Source organism: Vibrio sp. J2-4 (genome assembly GCF_021728155.1).
In the GTDB taxonomy this organism is placed as follows: Bacteria; Pseudomonadota; Gammaproteobacteria; order Enterobacterales; family Vibrionaceae; genus Vibrio; species Vibrio diabolicus.
Map to the genome: position 1 here is coordinate 182,601 of NZ_JAKKCN010000004.1, position 18,244 is coordinate 200,844.

At 42.7% G+C, this 18,244-nt stretch carries 17 protein-coding genes; 9 read left to right on the top strand and 8 right to left on the bottom strand.

What is annotated here, in order from left to right; translation table 11 throughout:
* Positions 1-306: 306 nt before the first annotated feature.
* Positions 307-564, bottom strand: coding sequence for a hypothetical protein (locus L3V32_RS15370; RefSeq protein WP_237284646.1), 258 nt, complete (start codon positions 562-564; stop codon positions 307-309).
* A 369-nt stretch (positions 565-933) separates the two neighbouring features.
* On the opposite strand from L3V32_RS15370, the gene tssD reads away from it, so the two are divergent.
* From tssD to L3V32_RS15390, 4 genes are all read left to right on the top strand, one after another.
* The gene (gene tssD / locus L3V32_RS15375) at positions 934-1,386 is read left to right on the top strand and encodes a type VI secretion system tube protein TssD (RefSeq protein WP_237284647.1); all 453 of its coding nucleotides are present in this window, start codon (positions 934-936) and stop codon (positions 1,384-1,386) included.
* The gene (locus L3V32_RS15380; RefSeq protein WP_237284648.1) at positions 1,383-2,168 is read left to right on the top strand and encodes a DUF4225 domain-containing protein; all 786 of its coding nucleotides are present in this window, start codon (positions 1,383-1,385) and stop codon (positions 2,166-2,168) included. The genes tssD and L3V32_RS15380 overlap by 4 nt, the downstream gene beginning before the upstream one ends.
* 384 nt (positions 2,169-2,552) lie before the next feature.
* Entirely contained in the window at positions 2,553-2,801 is a 249-nt protein-coding gene (locus L3V32_RS15385; protein WP_206225468.1) for a hypothetical protein, read from the top strand.
* Between the two features lie 345 nt (positions 2,802-3,146).
* Entirely contained in the window at positions 3,147-3,467 is a 321-nt protein-coding gene (locus tag L3V32_RS15390) for a hypothetical protein (RefSeq protein ID WP_206225466.1), read from the top strand.
* 139 nt (positions 3,468-3,606) lie between these two features.
* Here L3V32_RS15390 and L3V32_RS15395 read toward each other — a convergent pair whose 3' ends face one another.
* The 5 genes from L3V32_RS15395 to L3V32_RS15415 all read right to left on the bottom strand — a co-directional run bounded on the left by L3V32_RS15395 (position 3,607) and on the right by L3V32_RS15415 (position 9,574).
* Complete coding sequence (locus L3V32_RS15395) at positions 3,607-3,801, bottom strand: AlpA family transcriptional regulator (RefSeq protein WP_134990532.1); 195 nt, start codon at positions 3,799-3,801, stop codon at positions 3,607-3,609.
* Positions 3,802-3,995: 194 nt separating this feature from the next.
* Positions 3,996-5,264, bottom strand: coding sequence for a virulence-associated E family protein (locus L3V32_RS15400; protein ID WP_237284649.1), 1,269 nt, complete (start codon positions 5,262-5,264; stop codon positions 3,996-3,998).
* Positions 5,248-5,448 carry an AlpA family transcriptional regulator gene (locus L3V32_RS15405; protein ID WP_017634407.1) on the bottom strand — a complete coding sequence of 67 codons (201 nt, stop codon included), beginning with the start codon at positions 5,446-5,448 and terminating at the stop codon, positions 5,248-5,250. The genes L3V32_RS15400 and L3V32_RS15405 overlap by 17 nt, the downstream gene beginning before the upstream one ends.
* 608 nt (positions 5,449-6,056) lie before the next feature.
* Positions 6,057-7,802, bottom strand: coding sequence for a leucine-rich repeat domain-containing protein (locus tag L3V32_RS15410; protein ID WP_237284650.1), 1,746 nt, complete (start codon positions 7,800-7,802; stop codon positions 6,057-6,059).
* 476 nt (positions 7,803-8,278) lie between these two features.
* Positions 8,279-9,574: a site-specific integrase gene (locus L3V32_RS15415; protein WP_237284651.1), complete on the bottom strand. Its 1,296-nt coding sequence runs from the start codon at positions 9,572-9,574 to the stop codon at positions 8,279-8,281.
* A 516-nt stretch (positions 9,575-10,090) separates the two neighbouring features.
* On the opposite strand from L3V32_RS15415, the gene L3V32_RS15420 reads away from it, so the two are divergent.
* A complete protein-coding gene (locus L3V32_RS15420) occupies positions 10,091-10,906 on the top strand; it encodes a MetQ/NlpA family ABC transporter substrate-binding protein (protein ID WP_237284652.1) in 816 nt (271 codons plus the stop codon).
* Positions 10,907-11,000: 94 nt separating this feature from the next.
* Here the strand turns inward: L3V32_RS15420 and L3V32_RS15425 are convergent, their stop codons facing one another.
* Entirely contained in the window at positions 11,001-11,276 is a 276-nt protein-coding gene (locus L3V32_RS15425; RefSeq protein WP_237284653.1) for a D-fructose-6-phosphate amidotransferase, read from the bottom strand.
* Between the two features lie 229 nt (positions 11,277-11,505).
* Between L3V32_RS15425 and L3V32_RS15430 the strand changes: the two genes are divergently transcribed.
* A complete protein-coding gene (locus L3V32_RS15430) occupies positions 11,506-12,555 on the top strand; it encodes a DUF4382 domain-containing protein (protein ID WP_046874012.1) in 1,050 nt (349 codons plus the stop codon).
* 53 nt (positions 12,556-12,608) lie between these two features.
* Here L3V32_RS15430 and L3V32_RS15435 read toward each other — a convergent pair whose 3' ends face one another.
* The gene (locus L3V32_RS15435) at positions 12,609-13,328 is read right to left on the bottom strand and encodes an SIMPL domain-containing protein (RefSeq protein ID WP_237284654.1); all 720 of its coding nucleotides are present in this window, start codon (positions 13,326-13,328) and stop codon (positions 12,609-12,611) included.
* Between the two features lie 163 nt (positions 13,329-13,491).
* Between L3V32_RS15435 and L3V32_RS15440 the strand changes: the two genes are divergently transcribed.
* The 3 genes from L3V32_RS15440 (at position 13,492) to L3V32_RS15450 (ending at position 18,199) form a co-directional block, all read left to right on the top strand.
* The gene (locus L3V32_RS15440; RefSeq protein WP_031780245.1) at positions 13,492-13,758 is read left to right on the top strand and encodes a hypothetical protein; all 267 of its coding nucleotides are present in this window, start codon (positions 13,492-13,494) and stop codon (positions 13,756-13,758) included.
* A gap of 136 nt (positions 13,759-13,894) precedes the next feature.
* Positions 13,895-15,643 (top strand): lysophospholipid acyltransferase family protein, encoded by a 1,749-nt coding sequence (locus L3V32_RS15445; protein WP_237284655.1) that lies wholly within the window; start codon positions 13,895-13,897, stop codon positions 15,641-15,643.
* Between the two features lie 603 nt (positions 15,644-16,246).
* Positions 16,247-18,199 (top strand): PTS mannitol transporter subunit IICBA, encoded by a 1,953-nt coding sequence (locus L3V32_RS15450; protein ID WP_237284656.1) that lies wholly within the window; start codon positions 16,247-16,249, stop codon positions 18,197-18,199.
* The last annotated feature ends 45 nt before the right edge of the window (positions 18,200-18,244 follow it).

Genomic DNA, 18,244 nt, shown 5'->3' on the forward strand with positions numbered 1-18,244 from the left:
GCATTGTGACATCACAATGCTGGTTACGTTTCTTTCTCCTGTTGAACATTTATGATTTATGAAGAGTCTTTATAGCGACAGCTACTTTTTTATTTACGTGATGAGACTACCAATCTGTCACTTGGCTGTCACCAAGTGACCCCGCTTAAAAGAAATAACGAGAATATAGAAAAAATAAGGTGATGCGCTCGTGGTATACCTCCTGTCACTACCTATTTCACAGCTAGTGACAGGAGGGCTTTAACGTGCGTTCTTTATGCTGTTGAGCAGTGGTTCTTTGATATTATCGATACATAGAACAGCTTCTTACAAAGACGATTCGAGGCGTGGATCAAAGTAACCATACTGAACGAATATCTGACGTTTGATGTCATCAGGAGATTTCAAGTAATTGATTATGTTTTCATCTGTAAGCTTAAATGGTGGCTCTTGAATTAACATGGCCGTAATTGCTTTAGCCATGACGGCGCGATGCTGCAAGTCCAAACTCGTGACAGCATCTCTAAACATACCTTCTATGTCTTCCATGTAGCGCTTCCAAATAAATTCGTCCATCTGCACCATGCATCCCCCTTTACGTTGTTTTGTTCGCACTGCGAACATTCACTTACAGTATCACTATAAGCGAATCAGAAAATCTTAATGTGAACAAAGCCAAGAGCAATGAATAAAAAGTAATGAGATGCTCTTCTAAGCAGTAATTAGATTAATACTAAGGCCTTCTATAGAGCCTAACTAAAGAATGCGGCTGACCTTCACGAATTTGATAATACCTGCTTTTAGATCGTCTTCACGGACATTTCAACTAATAAGAACATCGATATGCAAGGTGACCCACTTAGTTTAGTTTGCTAACATTTTTTGCACGTTTAATATTCAGGAAAAACCAATGAGTACAAAAACTTACCTATCTATAGAGAGCATCATGAGTGGTTGTCTATCAACAGGCTGCAATACTTTCTATTCTATGGGAAACAGCTAGGTCATGAGGATGAGATTACCGTCCTATCTTTCTCTCATTCGATTGCACACGACAGCCGCTCGATCCATGCTCCAATTCAAATTGTTAAGAAAATTGATAAATCTTCACCAGTATTGGCTCAAGCGTGCTCCGATGGGGAAGAGTTAAAATGCCGCCTGACTTTTTATAGGCCAAATCATAAAGGTGGGGATGAGCTTTTTTATGAGATAACGTTGAGTGGTGCCCTAATTAGGTCAGTTTCATCTCATATGCCACATGTCGTCGACTTCAACGAAAGCGAGATGACAGAAACTATCGCTATTTCATACAGGGATATTAACTGGCGTCATGTTGGAGCAAACACTGCTGCTTTTGCATCTTGGATACAGCCACTTTCCGAACTTAAGGAAAAAGTAACCCAATGAGCAATATTCCTACGCACATAGAAGAAGACGAAGTAAGAGTTGCAGTTAGAGGCTTGCTTCGTCAAGCTAACATGTACAGCATGAGTCACTTGCAAGACCCAACCGTCCAACATCAATTTCGGGAAGAATATCGTTTTCTTGGTCAATGCCTATTGAATGATTACAGAGATGGGATTCTAGTAGGGAGCAAAATTGTTCGTCTGGTAAAGCAAGAACGACAAAGCTTGATTGATCAAGCTCTTGAACTGGGCAAATATGGTATTGGTCTTATAGCTGGAGTAGGACAATTATCTGCTGGATATGGTATCTGTGTTACAAGCTCTGTTTTTTCTATAGCTGGCGCATCTTGGTGCAGTGGCGTTGGTACTCCAATGATTACTCACGGGGGAAACAACATTTATGAAAACTCATACAATATAACTGGTAATATCGTTCAGAACTGGAAAGGGCGATATACCGGTGATTATGGTGACAATAATAGCTTTATACGAAAAGGGTATCACTTAGCAGCAGAACAGATGGGAATGGCACCGAGAGATGGTGATGCCGCATACGCTGCCGTAGATATCGCAACAAGCTTATATGGATTAAAAAGCACTTTAAAGGCCATCCCACATGCGAACGTGCCGAATGCTCGCCAATTTAAACTTTTTTACTACTCATCTAAAGATTTTTCGAAAGGGTGGAGAACAATGTCTAGTGGTGCATTACTCAACGAAACGTTTGGTAATTATAATACTGTGGAAGGTGCGATCTCCCCCTACCTTGAAGAGGGCCAATAATGTCAGTAGTGCAATACGCATTCATTAGTCTAATTGGACTAGGAACAAGTCACTTTTTGTCAGAGCGTTACAGAAAAAAAAATACTAATATAAGATTTATTTTATATGTTGCTGCGGCATGTGCATTTGGCCATCAGCACTACAGCATTTTGTTTGAAAAAACCATTGTCGACAATTGGTTATTCTTCATTAATTCTAACTCCGAAACTGTATCAGGCTCTCTGAGGTTTATGAGTTTTGTTTTCCTAGTGTCCACTACTGCTACATTACCACCATCTAAGTTTAGCAAGCTCTTTAATCACTTCTCTCGTCGTTATTGATTAAAGCGCTTCACAAAGTTCGGAAGCCTTATCTATAATTTGAAAGGCAATGTGAGGACGGAACATGGAAGATAAAAAAGCCCTCAGCCCACTATCAATACTCAGCATGACTTGTATTTCAATAATCGAAAGCATCATTTTAATTCTAGACGCCTCAAGAGATAGTGAAGATAGTGAGCATATAAGCTTTGACGATGGGCTATCAGACAACATCTACTTTGATGTTATCGGATGTGAGTTCGAGCGGGATTTAGAGGGTAAGTTGAGGAATAGGGTTACAGAAAAACGCCATAGAGATAATTCAGATTGGTAGCTGGGGAAAAGTGACTCAACATTTACTGTACATTAAGTCACTTCATTCTAATTATATGCTTCAGTCAAGTGTATTTGTTTGGTGATAAGAGAAAGACCATAACCAATCGCCAGCTCCCGCTTCATCTAAAGGCACTGGCTCTTGGTTTAAGCCAAAGATCATCAATTTACCGCTTCTTCCATCTACACTATGAACCAGTTTAAGGTCAACAAGCTCAACTTTCCCATTAAATCTGCAAACGTAGTAAGAGCCTTCATTTGTAGGTTGGCTCATAAACCAAGGTGAGCGCTCTGGCCCTACTGCACTAAAACAATGGATAGAGCCGTACTTTAAGGAAAAGGAATAATGCCTTTATTGGAATATATTTTACTGAGTGTTCTCGGGGTATTGATTTGCCATTATTTTTCAGGTTTCTATTCTAAAAAAAATCATATTATTGCCTTCTTGGGATACTTATTTATTTTAGGCAACTTTGGTGGGCAGCATTATAATGTATTGTTTAATAAAGAATTTATTGATAACTGGCTGTTTTTCATTGAAACAAACAATAGCTACTACACTGATACCTACAGATTTGTCGCTATGCTTTTCTTATTCTTAACAACTCTGACGTTACCACCATCTAAGTTTGGCAAACTCTTCAAGCGTATCTCTCGTCGCTCTTGATTAAGGTTCCTCGTAAATAGTAACCCTATACATTGGTCCAATATTTAACTGATGCGGAACCAAACTGCCTATCCCAACAAGTGGAATTCACGTTCGCAGTGAGAAAAAAAGCGAGGCCTATAGCCTCGCGTACATAAATTTAATCTTTAAAAGTCTGTTCTTGCTCTACTAACCAATCAACAAAGTCTCGCTCACGCCATCCCAAACAACGTCCGTTGATTTGAATTGGTTTGGGAAAACATTTGTCTTTGGCCCACCAACGCCAGATCGTCCTCGGACTCCGACCTAGTGAATCTGAAACTTCTTTAAGGGACATAATTCGCTCTCTTGCCATGAGCGTCCTCCTTTTCTCATTTGATGACTGAACCAGTATCTTTGATAAAAAGAGGCGTAACGGTTTTAAGAGGTCGATTGATTGAATTGATCAGATGTTCGCAGTGCGAACGACATAAACTTGGTTTTTCTCAATTTACTTCACTTACTCCACTTTAAGTGAGGTAAGTGAAGTAAAGTTATGAACATACAATCTCAGAAATGTGAACGATAGATGCTTGGAAACAAATACAGCCTGTAGCCATCTTTGTAACGAGTTTCAATTTTCCCCTCATCAGCTAATCGCTGTAGAGCTCTGCCGACATGAGCAACATAGTTACATGGTATGCCTAAGATCTGGCTAATTTGGCCAGGTGCAAGCCATTCAGTCTGGCTTCGATTATCATCAGCCTCCATTGATATTCGCTCCTGAAGCATTTTATACCAACGCCCTTTATCCAAATATTTATCTGATACCGTATCAACCAGAGCCTGCTCGTCCATTGACAGTACCCAAGGCTCACCAGCTTCATACATGTGCTTGACCTCCAACCAAAACTGCCGCAATGACTCGGGCTCTTCTTGGCGAAGGCTGCCAGTTCCGTTGTATTGCCACCCGAGAATCCGATTCACAGTAGTCATATCAATGGGTTCATTTAGTTCAATCACACCAAACCGAGTATTACCCGTTCTGTCCTTCAAGAAATCTTGGCCGTTTACCGTCGCTATCAAAAGCGTTTGCCTCGGTTTTTTGAGGTCGGTACGCGCATAGGGCAACCTGATTGTGTCTGCCTCTTGGGATATAAATGCTTTCAGCTGACCTTGACTGTGCTTTGTTGAAGACTCCAGTTCACCGAGTTCAACAATCCATGACTTAATAATAGGTAACACGCTATCTTTACAACGAGGATCTAAAGCCCGACCTCCAAGAAATGCCCCTTGTACGATGTCACCTATTCTTGATAAGAAAGCAGTTTTTCTAAAAGACTGCTTACTCTGAAGCACTGGCACTAACTTACTGCTAAACCGAGGCTCGTACAACGCCGCAATACAACCAACAAGCCACCTCCGCATAATTAGCTCCGTAACTTCAGGTCTCTTAGAACGGATGCACCCAATAACTTTTTTCACTCGTTCGACGCCATCCCATTTAGAGTCAGCCAGATACAAAACAATAGGGTGATATGAACGCTCTTTTGCCAAAACATGTAGATGATCACCAATTGCTGCTTTTGGTACATCGAATCTTGCACATTCGCTTATCAGCTTACTCATTAACACCTCATATTCCATAACCTTACCGTTATGGATCACTTCTATCTCAGTGTTCATCGCATTTAAGTAAGGGATATACCCTTTGTGCTCTAACAGTACCCTTAGGTTGTCATCTGTATTCAGAATAAGCTTCTTAAGCCCTTCTTTTTTCTTGTCTGGAAAATCGAGTTGATGCTCGCTCGGCTGACTTTTATCACTTGCTGCTGTCACTTTTCCCCCCTTGATTCTCCATCCAGTTATCTAGCTCAGACTCTCGCCACCCAAGGCAGCGTCCATTAATCAGAATGGGTTTCGGAAAGGTTTTCTCTTTTGCCCACCATCGCCAAATAGTTTTGGGAGTTCGTCCTAAGGCTTCAGAGACCTCTTTCAAGGACATGATTCGGTTATGTGTCATCAACTTTCTCCTTATCTCATCAAATGACAGGAGTTAGTATCTTGGAAAAAAAAGGAGGGAACGGTTTTAGGAGGCCGATTGCTTTAATTGTTCTTGTCAACAAACTGCAACCAGAGAAAACTGCTCGCAGTGCGAACAGAAGATGAAACTCGGAGCCAAAAGATTTGCTAATAAAAAGTTTGTCGTGATCGACTCAGGCTCCTTCTGGACATAAATTAATTTAGGGTTTCAGTAGCGCTTTCGCTTTCGGATAACTCTTAGTATTGCAAAACGCAATCAGGCTCCCCTTACAGCAGTACTTTAGATAGAAGAAATTGGACAATTCTGAGTCAGTGATTTTACTAATTTAGCATTTCACGGATAACTTTTAGCACCCCAAAGCACAAGCAGTCGTCGCTTCTTACAATCGAACATTAGCAAAACATGAATAAATTAAGGTATGGCAAAGTGAGTTTGCAAGTACTTGACGATTAGTTAAATCGCACTAGTTCGAAGGTTATGTTTAGGTACAGATTGTTAAACACCATTGCGTTAAATACCCATACATCTGATGAAAACACCTAATATCCAGAAACGTTGGGTACTGCCTTATGTTAAAATTTAAACTGTTAATTTCCATTAATTTTTACACCAATATCAAACGGCGCTGCCCAATGAGAAGACACCGTAGCTGGGAGAGTCACGCTGGTGAGCTGGTTGTTATAAAACGCACGACTTCCAATGGTGGTCACAGAGTCTGGTATAACCACACTGGTGAGCTTGTTGTTCATAAACGCAGTATTTTGAATGGTGGTCACCGAATCTGGTATAACCACGCTGGCGAGCTGGTTGTTCATAAACGCCCCATTTCCAATGGTGGTCACAGAGTCTGGTATAACCACACTGGTGAGCTGATTGCCTTTAAACGCATCATTTCCAATGGTGGTCACCAAATCTGGTATAACCACACTGGTGAGCTGATTGCCTTTAAACGCCCTAGTTTCAATGGTGGTCACCGAATCTGGTATAACCACATCAGTGAGCCTGTTATTAGCAAACGCCCGCTTCCCTATCGAGGTCAATGTATCAGGGAGAATTACGCTGGTGAGCATATTATCAGCGAACACACTGTCACCAAGGGAGGTCACCGAGTCAGGGATTGTCACTCTGGTGAGCTGATTCTCTCCAAACGCATACTCTCCAATTGTGGTCACCGAATTTGGGATGGTTACGCTGGTGAGGTTGTTTAAAGAAAACGCACTATTTCCAATTGTGGTCACCGAATTTGGGATGGTTACGCTGGTGAGGTTGTTTAAAGAAAACGCACTATTTCCAATTGTGGTCACCGAAGTTGGGATGGTTACGCTAGTGAGATTGTTAGAAGAAAACGCATACTCTCCAATTGTGGTCACCGAGTCAGGAATAACAATCTCCTTTCTTACTCCACCATAGGAAATTATTATCTTTTTGTTATCAGTGCCATCATCATTACGAGCAAAAATAAAACCATCTGATGGGACATTGTTAACTATTGATATTGCATTTTTATTAAATGCCCGCTCCCCAATGGAGGTCACTGAATCAGGAATAGTAACGCTGGTGAGCTGGTTGTCAAAAAATGCCCGCTCCCCAATGGAGGTCACTGAATCGGGAATAGTAACGCTGGTGAGCTGGTTGTCATGAAATGCCTTGTACTCAATAGCTGTCACCGAATCTGAGATAGTCACGCTGGTGAGATTATTTTCAGCGAACGCCCGCTCCCCAATGGAGGTCACCGAATCAGGAATAGTAACTCTGGTGAGCTGACTTTCAGCAAACATCCAACTATCAATAGTAATCACCGAATCTGGTATAGCAATCTCTTTTCTTGCCCCACCATAGGAAATTATGATCTTTTTGTTTTCAGTGCCATCATCATTACGAGCAAAAATAATACCATCTGATGGGACATTGTTAACTATTGATATTGCATTTTTATTAAATGCCCGCTCCCCAATCGAGGTCACTGAATCAGGAATAGTAACGCTGGTGAGATTATTTTCAGCGAACGCCCGCTCCCCAATGGAGGTCACCGAATCTGGTATAACCACATTAGTGAGTTTATTGTTTTCAAACGCCTGTCTTCCAATTATAGTAACCGATTTTGGGATGACCACGCTGGTGAGCTGCTTGTCATAAAATGTCCCCCCATTAATAAGTTCGACCGAATCTGGGATGACGACATCTGTGTCGTTACCGTTGTAGCCAATAAGTATTGACTTGTCATCTGAACCATCACGATTTTTGGCATATTGCAACCCTTCCGTTGCTCGTTCACAGCCAGTAAGAAAGGCTAAACAGAGTAAAGTGCCAAGAATTTGGGCTGTTGCTTTCATGAGCCTTGTTCTTGATAATGTCATGGCTGTTCCCGTATTTTATTAAGACCGTCAAATACCCTCTACCAACGCATAAAAGCGTTCACAGGTAGTCAGCTTTATTTTGAGATAAACGTAAGGTAGCAATACTTTCCGCAGTTAGTCCACTTCCAACAAGTTGTTTAGCTAGTTTCGCTACTAAAACGGACGCTTTGACAAGCAAAACATACATATAAAAGGCCCAAATCGTGAAAGTTTCATTCTACTAAATGACTTTTTGTAGGGTAAAACGCAGGCTCTTTAACTTTATAGGGTATTTGACCTAACGAATTTTGGGGCACTTCTGAGTTACGGAGTGCCAACTGTGAAAGTTCTGGACATAATCGAGTGAGAATCAATTGAGCATGAAATCGTAAGACGTTATTTACAACTCTACGATACATCAATAAAAAGAAACAAAATAATGCAGCGTTCGCAGTGCGAACATCAATCCCACTTCACCAAAGACTAACCACGTTTGAATCTGTTTCCTCTGCTCTAGATAACTTGCTTTCCCATAACTCCAAAGCATAACGCTTCTCAGCCAAATATTCGTATCTATCGTAATGTTTTGAGCTAACGTCGTTTAGAGCATGGTTTTGTAGCCTGTCTCTCAATGCCTTACTTACCCCAATCTCTCCCATCAATGTTTTACAGGTTCGACGTAAATCCCTAGGGATAAAATACTCAAATTGCGGGTGATCATCTCTATAACGAGCAATGACTTGGCTCAATGAATCTAAGCGAACGTGGTCATTGTCATCTTTATGATGCGGGAAAATAAATGGACTAGCTGAGTTGCTTTCTCTGAGCCTTTCTAAGATAGACATCGCTGATTCAGTTAAAGGGACCAAGTGGCTACGCTTGTTTTTCGAAAGGTCCGGAGTGACAAGTAACGTTCGTTCATCCCAATTGATTGCCGTCCATTTTGATGCTGCAATCTCATAAGGTCTTTGTCCACCAGTATGAATACAAAGAAGAATAAGGCATCGCATCATTTCTGAGGATCGAACTCCTTCTATATCAAACTCAATATCATGCATAAACTGATGTAATTCCGTGAACGTTAGATAGCGCTCCCCTACTCGTTCTGCATCTTTTTGTTTTGGTATAGAAGATACTGGATTAAAGACGAGACCAAACTTAGCGTCTCTCAAGTAATTCGCAGGATCATTGTCATGTGAAAGGCCATAATTAAATGCGGCATGAAGGTAGCTTCTGACTCGATTACTTTGTGTAGCGGCACCACGTTGTATCATGTGAGCTAATATCGTAACGATTTTAGACGTCGTCACATCACAAGCCTTTGTTTCTTTGGAGATAAATGGATAAACCTCTTTCTCCAGTGACCGATAAACGTTTTGATAAGTCCGCTTCCCCTCTTTTTTCATTTGGTTTACATAACTTTGAAACAGCAACTCTAAGCTTCCCTTGCTCTCCTCCTCTCTTCGAGCTACTTCACGCTTTTTCTCTGCGTTGGCTAATTCAAATTTAGGATCGAGTCCCTGCTTTAACATTAAGCCCAGTTTATGCGCCTCCTTCCGCGCATCAACAAGACTGAGCGCCGGAAATCGCCCTAACTGAATAAAGAGACGTTTACCCTCGCGGTAGTAGCGAAAGACAAACCCTTTATTTCCACTAGCAAACACTTTCACTCCAAGACGTCCAGCGCCTTTAGTTCGGTCATCATCCCAAACGTAATACGCATTACTTTTAGGCTTTAAACCCACAATTTCTTTTTGCGTAATTGCCATAACAGTTCCTTTGTTGCGCAACTACACCCAGAGTTAAATTGGGTGTAGTTGTGGGTGTAGTTAGGAGGTCTCTTAATGACAGTTTGTGAGATATCACAAGATAAGGCAAGCTAAAAAATCCACTAATTATCAATAATTTAAATACAATTTGAGATAACATGGAATTTGATAAAACAAATATTATCACGACTCATAATCGATTGGTCCGCAGTTCAAGTCTGCGAGGGGCCACCAAATTTTGAAAGGCGTAGCAGGTTAGTACCTACTACGCCTTTTTTGTGTCTGCTGACTTTGGGTACAGTTGTGTGTGTAGTAATTCGTTGCTCATATCCTCAACAACTTCAAACTTATCATCTTCCTCGATTCTACCCTCTCTTTCTTTTCGCTTATTACCAAGCTTCTATATAGTCGTAGAAACAAAATGTCTGCTCGCTATTTAAACCATTGACCCTTTTTCGGCTTCTGATAGGATGGACATGTAAACGTATGGACGTCTAAAACAAAAATGGAGTTACAATGAAAAGTATTCGTCACCTAAAGAAACTAGCTTTGGTTCTCACGGCAGTAGTTGGCTTAAGTGCTTGTGGAGAAAAAGATGACTCTGTCATTAAAGTGGGAGCAACCGTAGGGCCTCATGCTCAAGTAGTTGAAGCAGTAGCGAAGGAAGTAGCGAAGGAAGCAGCGAAGCAAGGCTTGAATGTAGAAGTCATCGAGTTTTCTGATTACGTGACACCCAATGCCGCGCTTAGCGATGGTAGCATCGACATTAACAGCTATCAGCACCAACCATTTTTAGACAACTTCAACAATAGTCATGACGCCCAATTAGTGTCGATTGGTCAATCCATTCTGATGCGCATGGGGTTTTATTCTAACAAGTATCGCTCATTACAAGAGCTTCCAAACAATGCACGCATAGCAATTCCAAACGATCCAACTAATGGTGGTCGTGGTCTATTGCTACTCGCCGATGCAGGTTTAATTGAGCTTAAACAAGGTGTTGGCCACAAAGCAGCCCTAACTGATATTAAAAAAAATGCAAAGTCGTTTGAATTTGTCGAGGTAGATGCCGCCCAGTTACCACGAACATTGGATGATGTAGACGCGGCTGCGATCACAATGAACTACGTAATGTCTTCTGGTTTAGACCCGAAGAAACAAAGTATCTATCTTGAAGCAAAAGACGCACCGCTGGCCGTCATGGTCATCGCTACTCGTGACGCAGACAAAAATAATGAAGCGTATAAAAAATTCGTTTCTATTTACCAATCTCAAGCAATTCGTGATTATCTCGATCGTACGTTCAAAGGCACAATAGAAGCAGCTTTTTAATCAATAAAGCAACGAATACTTTGCCCACGAATCAGATAGAAAAGAGGCTAATGTTTTCTCATAGCCTCTTCTTTTCATTACTCACTAAATCGACTCATTGTCGACTTTCAGCCTCTAACTTCATTGCCAAATAAGCTTGGTCAGCAGAAACCAGTTCAGGACGGTTAATCAACTTCCAGAGGAAATATGGTGGAATTAAAAATACGATGAAGTAGAGAGATTCATGGAAGAAAACATCGGCTATCGTTTGCTGATGCTCCCAAAGTGCCGTCAGTGCACAGAGCTCTAACATCACGCCTAATACGCCAAAGACGACAGAGACAACAATCGCTAAACCCAGTAGTTCTCTAATAAAGTGCTTGTATGCCATGATACTAATTCCTTCTAGCAATAAGTCATACTAACTTACGCTCATAAGAAAGAAGCCAGCTTGACTATCATCAAACTCCCCTCATCACAGTTAAGAACTTAGTTTTATAAAAAAGGACTTGTATATAGCACCATTGAAGATTGACCTCTCTATCACAATACAATGACATCATTTCTCGACTTTGAGACTAGCCTTTTACATTTATCAGCAGTGTAAACAAGAGGTCATAATGAAAAAATATACTTATCCTTTACTTGCTATCTCAGGTGGTCTTTTATTGACGGGCTGCGGTAGCGACGACTCTTCATCCGATACAGAAGCAGCCACTTTTTCTCTCAGCGTTTCCGATGCGCCTGTCGACGATGCCAACAAAGTCGTCTTAGCGTTTAAAGATGTTGTCCTTGTACCATTTGACCCAGAAACTGGCGAACAAACTGGAGAACATATTCTGTTAGATGTTAGTGACAATGGAGCACTACACCAAGTTGATCTAATGGAATATCAGGGAAGTAACGCTAAAACGATCATTAGCGAGCAAGACATCGCTCCTGGTGATTATGCTATGTGTGTGTACGCTAAAGACGGCAAACAATTAAACGATACAACGCTGTCATACGTAGAGAAGACAGACGGCAACATCAAAGGCTTAGTTGTGCCTAGCCGAGGCAGCTGTTTTGGTTTTAAACCAGATACGAGCGATCAAGGTCGCTTGAAGTTTTCGCAAAAAGGTCAGTATGTAAAAGTTCATACTGGTCATAATAGCTATGTTGTCGAGTTTGATTTGCGTAAAGGTCTGGCAGATCCAACGGGCAAAGATTACATGAACATGAACTCTAATGCGGTAAGCTTAGTAAACGCATCAGAATCAGGTCATATCGGTGGTGAAGTCAGTGAAATTCAGTATCAAGCGTGTGAAGCAGACAGTGCAGCATCAAATGCAATAAATGACGTTCCTGCCGTTCATTCAGTCTATCTTTACGCTGGTTCGATGGATCGCTCAACCATGGGCGATATGGGCGCGATGGAACCACTCCAAGCGCCAGTTGCGGTAGCTAACGTGAATGAATCGCAAGACGAAGAAGGTAATACAACCTACAGCTACGAGTTTGGTTACATGGGCCCAGGCACCTACAGTATTGGGTACACCTGTACCGCGTATGTTGATACACCAGATAACCATGAAACATCAGAAGATGGCTTCCTGATTTATCAACATTACACACCTGTTGATGTGGTCGAAGGTGAGCATACAGAGCAAGATATTAATCCTATCCTATAGCTCTCATCTTATAGAAAGCCGCTCACACGATGAGCGGCTTTTTGACTATTATTTTAATCCGATAAGTAATACTGAACGGTTGAGACCACTCGTACTTTCTTAATGTAAGGCGTGTTGCTATCTCGGTCATAAATCGAGAACTGCCCTTGCGTGGCACGTTTGATCTTACCCAGTGAACTCTGTGAGTCTTTCGCAAACTTTTGCGCCACTTCGCGGGCGTTTTTCGTCGCCTCTTCGATCATGTCTGGCTTTACATCATTTAGCTTAGTAAAGCTGTACTCAATGCGGTTCGCGTACGGGTCCTGATTCAGCAGTACACCTTGTTTTCCTAGCTCACCAATCTCATTAATTGCCGCTCGAACCACATCGACACTTTGACTATAAACCGTAACCGTCCGCGAGGCTAAATAACGAAACTCGATATCTTGCTCACTCCCGTATTGCTGTGCTTTTCGGTCAATGACAGCAGGAGAAGAAAGGGAAACGCTCGTTTCAGGGAGCCCTTTGGCACTTAAGAAATCCAGAATCAAACGCGTTTGCTGATCGATGTCATCAAACATAGCCCCCATATCAGTACTCGCTAAGGTGAACTGAATTGGCCAGATCACTGTATCGGCAGAGTACTCTCGTTCAGACAATCCCTTCACCGTTACCACTCGTTCATAGGCTTTGTATTTGACTGCCGTTTGCTGAATAAAAAAGCCCAATACTCCTAAACCAATTATCAGACACAGCCCGAGCCATATTGACGCTTTATTGGAAATCTTCTCCATTCATCCTCCTAATTTCGCCAAAAGTAACAATTCGTCGTATCGATAACATAGCTCAACTATGGCCAGAAAATGGCGACCTAAAGCCAAGTTTTTGTCATGTCGTTCGAAATGGTGAATAGAATAAATTACAATTGAACAGTGTTTTATTATGATTTTTAAGATTATGTTGAAAATAAAATGGCTGGTAGTTCTGAGCGGATTATTTGTCTCAACGGCTTGTTTGAGTACTGACGACTTAGTAATGGATGACAACTCAACACAAGCCCCCCAAGCGGGTATGTGCGATGAAGATCAATGCGAAGGGAAAAGCTTTGATGGTCGCATTCTGCTAGATAATGAACCGACCAAACAGGTCTTGAGCTCACTAGAAAGTCTCGGTGAAACGCTCAACTCTCTGAGTATCCTGATGTTTGCTGGCGACAAAACGTAACGCTAATACGTCCCTATCCCCTCGCCTTTGGTCAACAAAGCTTCACCAGTTTGTCACCAAAGGCTCATGGATTTGCCTCTGAACTGTCATCTGTAATTTCTACTATCCGATCAGCCACTTGTACGCTGAGGTAAATATGGATAGTTCGACCCCTTTTCGTCTCCCTCGTAAAACGCCGTTTGGCATTGGTGAAAACGTTGCAGAATGGGCAACAGGTTTAAGTCAGCTCGATAAATTCTACGCCCAACGCCCCGTGAATGCGGATACCAAAACTTTCTTGCGATTTACGCTGGATATTTTGGGGATCGACTATCGCATTGCCCATGGTTCGCTCGACGCAGTGCCAAAGCAAGGCGCAACCGTCATTGTGGCGAATCACCCTCTCGGTTGTGTTGAAGGCGTGATTCTCGCCGAGCTACTATTGATGATACGAGACGATATCCAAATTTTAGCGAATCAGTACCTAAAAACCGTACCAGAGCTCGACCAACTTTTTATTGGTGTCGACGTATTCGAGGGCAAAGATGCGGTCAAGTCGAACATGAAGGCACTTAGAGCAGCCAACAAACACCTTGCGAATGGCGGCTTGTTATTGGTTTTCCCTGCGGGTGAAGTGTCGCAGTTGGTGGATGCCAAACAACAGCGTTTAGAAGACAAAGAATGGAGCCGCAGTGTCAGTGCGTTAATTCGTAAGAACAAAGCCGCCACTGTTCCCATCTTCATTAGTGGGCAGAACTCAAAACGCTTCTACATGGCAGGTAAAATCCACCCTCTTTTACGCACCTTGATGTTAGGAAGAGAGCTACTCAACAAGAGCGCAAAAACCATTGAATTGTCCTTTGGGCAAGCAATCAAGTTTAAAGAACTCAATAACCTCAACGATGATCAGATCGTCAATTATCTAAGGCTCAACACCTATCTGCTTAACCGCGATGTAAGTGCCACTCAGCAAACGGTCTCAGACAATGAACTCTTACCTATTGCGGCAGGGTTACCCATAGGCCAATTGCTTGAAGAGCTGCACAGCTTACCGACAGAAACCCAATTGCTTCAAAATGGCGAGTTCGACGTGTACTGCGCCAACGCACAGCAGATCCCATCTATCCTGCATGAAATTGGCCGCTTGCGAGAACATAATTTCCGTCAAGTTGGCGAAGGGACCGGACAAGCGATAGACATCGATCATTTCGATCATGATTACCTGCACCTATTTGTGTGGGATCGTGAGAACCAATGTATGGTAGGTGCTTACCGTCTTGGATTAGTTGATCAATTATTGGCGAAATATGGCGTAGAAGGATTGTATTCGCGCACATTGTTCAACTATGACCAACGCTTTCTCGATCAAATGGGTAAGTCGATTGAAATGGGTCGTTCTGTGATTGCCGAGCAATATCAAAAAAGCATGAGTGCCCTACTCTTACTCTGGAAAGGCATAGCGACTTTTGTCCATCAACATCCCGAATACACGCACTTGTTTGGCCCAGTGAGCATCAGCAACGATTACAGCCATACCGCGCGTCAGTTGCTGGCACAATCGATGACCCTACACCACTGCGACAACGACTGCGCCGAATACGTCACTCCGTCAAACCCACTGCCAGAAACCAACTTAAACTGGAATACCAGCATGCTAACCGCATTGGGAGATTTACAGTTGCTATCTCGCGTGATCGCTCGAATTGACGAAGGCAAAGGCGTTCCGGTATTACTGCGCCAATATTTGAGTTTGAATGGTAAGTTGGTGTGTTTTAACGTCGATCCGGCGTTTAACAACGCACTGGATGGATTGATTATGGTGGATTTACGCGATGTGCCTGAGAAAACGCTTGCACGTTACATGGGCAGTGGAAACGCGCGCGAGTATTTAGCTCTGAACCATTAACCGTCGTCGGAGGTATCGCGCTGCTCAAAATCGCTCTAAACAACACAACGCGAGCAGCGTGATGCGTTATTTACCCATAAGACATTAAAAACAAAGTGTTTAGTTAAACTCATCGCAAAAAGGCCAGTCATCTCAAGCTTTAATCCACAAAACGCCAACATCGCACAAACGTTCACGTTATAAACTTTCACAAAACCTCAAAATGGTCATAGATCACATTTTCAATCAAACCTAACGTCAAACAAAATGTGACATTGATCATTTCGAGTATTTAATTTGAGTTGAAAAAGAAATTAAAGGTGATCTTAATCACAATGAATTTTAATTTTATATTTGTCAGAAGATCGAATTGATCACTAATATTTTTATTGACAGATTTGAAAGTCATTTTTTGTTATTAAGTTACATATCAATTAATTGATCATCATCACTTAAAAAATGCTTTTCATCCGAAGAAATGCGGGGGTTGATCACGAAAAACCCGTCGTCAGTTCCAATTGGAAAATGTGTGGTAAATTGATTGGGTACTAAGCAATCAAACAAGCGGTTTTGGCGAACCGTTTACGACAACATATTCATCAGAACATCGAACGGGGAATTGTTATGATATCACCAGATGCCAAGATCAAGATACAAAATTTTGGTCGTTTTCTGTCAAACATGGTAATGCCTAACATCGGCGCGTTTATCGCGTGGGGCTTTATCACTGCTCTATTTATCCCAACCGGATGGCTACCAAATGAGACGTTAGCTTCCATGGTTGGTCCTATGATCACTTACTTGCTGCCACTACTGATCGGTTACACCGGTGGTAAATTAGTGGGCGGCGATCGCGGCGCGGTCGTTGGTGCAATCACTACCATGGGTGTGATTGTCGGTACCGACATCCCAATGTTTATGGGTGCAATGATGGTCGGCCCAATGGGCGGCTGGGCAATCAAAAAATTCGATAACTACATCGACGGTAAAGTAAAAAGCGGCTTCGAGATGTTGGTGAACAACTTCTCTGCGGGCATCATTGGTATGCTGTGCGCCATTTTGGCTTTCTTCCTTATCGGTCCATTTGTCAAAGTGCTTTCAGGCGCATTGGCAGCAGGCGTAAACTTCCTTGTTTCAGCGCACCTTCTGCCACTGACTTCTATTTTTGTTGAGCCAGCGAAGATCCTGTTCCTAAATAACGCGATCAACCACGGCATCTTCTCTCCACTGGGTATTCAGCAAGCGTCTGAAACTGGTCAATCGATCTTCTTCTTGATCGAAGCGAACCCAGGTCCTGGTCTAGGTATTCTGCTGGCTTACATGGTGTTTGGTAAAGGTACGGCTCGCCAAACGGCTGGCGGTGCATCCATCATCCACTTCTTCGGCGGTATCCACGAGATTTACTTCCCTTACATCCTAATGAACCCTCGCCTAATCCTTGCGGCTATCGCAGGTGGTATGACGGGCGTATTCGTTCTAACTATGTTTAACGCAGGTATCGTTTCTCCAGCATCACCAGGCTCAATCTTCGCAATCTTGTTGATGACTCAGAAAGGTTCAATCGTTGGTGTACTAGCGTCTATCGCAGCAGCAACAGGTGTGTCATTCGCCGTAGCAGCACTGCTAATGAAGACACAAACGTCAACAGAAGAAGACGGTGATGAAGCAGCACTAGAGAAAGCAACATCACAAATGAAAGACATGAAATCTGCATCTAAAAACGATGCGGTGGTAAACAGCCAAAGCAAAGGTGACATAGACCTAGCGACAGTACAAAGCATCATTGTCGCTTGTGATGCGGGCATGGGATCGAGTGCAATGGGCGCGAGCATGCTACGCAAAAAGGTTCAAGACGCAGGTCTGAACATCCACGTAACCAACCTTGCCATTAACAGCTTACCAGAGAGTGCAGATATCGTGATTACTCATAAAGACTTAACGGATCGTGCACGTAAGCATGCTCCAAACGCACACCACATTTCATTGACTAACTTCCTAGACAGTGAAATGTACAACCAGCTAGTCACCAAACTACTAGCAGCACAAAACCAATCCGCAGCCAATGACGACCAGATGGTAAAAGTGTCAGTCATGGCGGCGAACGACGACAGCTTTGAGCCACAACAACCATCGGTATTCCAAATCCAGCGTGAGAACATTCACCTAGGTTTGAAAGCAGCCAACAAAGAAGAAGCCATTCGCTTTGCAGGCAACAAATTGGTTGAACTTGGCTACGCAGAACCAGAATACGTAGACGCGATGTTTGAGCGTGAAGCGTTGGTTCCAACTTACCTAGGCGAATCTATCGCAGTACCTCACGGTACGGTAGAAGCGAAAGATCGCGTGAAGAAAACCGGCATTGTAATCTGCCAATACCCATCGGGTATCCAATTTACTGAAGATGACGACGATGTCGCGAAACTGGTTATCGGCATTGCCGCTAAGAACGATGAGCACATCCAGGTGATCACAACCATTACGAACGCGCTCGATGAGCCGGAAGCAATTGAGAAGCTAACCAGCACCAACGATGTAGAAGAAATTCTAAACATCCTTGGCGGCCAGCAAGCGGCTTAATCACTCCTTTAATTTGCTCCTGAGGCAAACGAGGTCAGCTGTCAC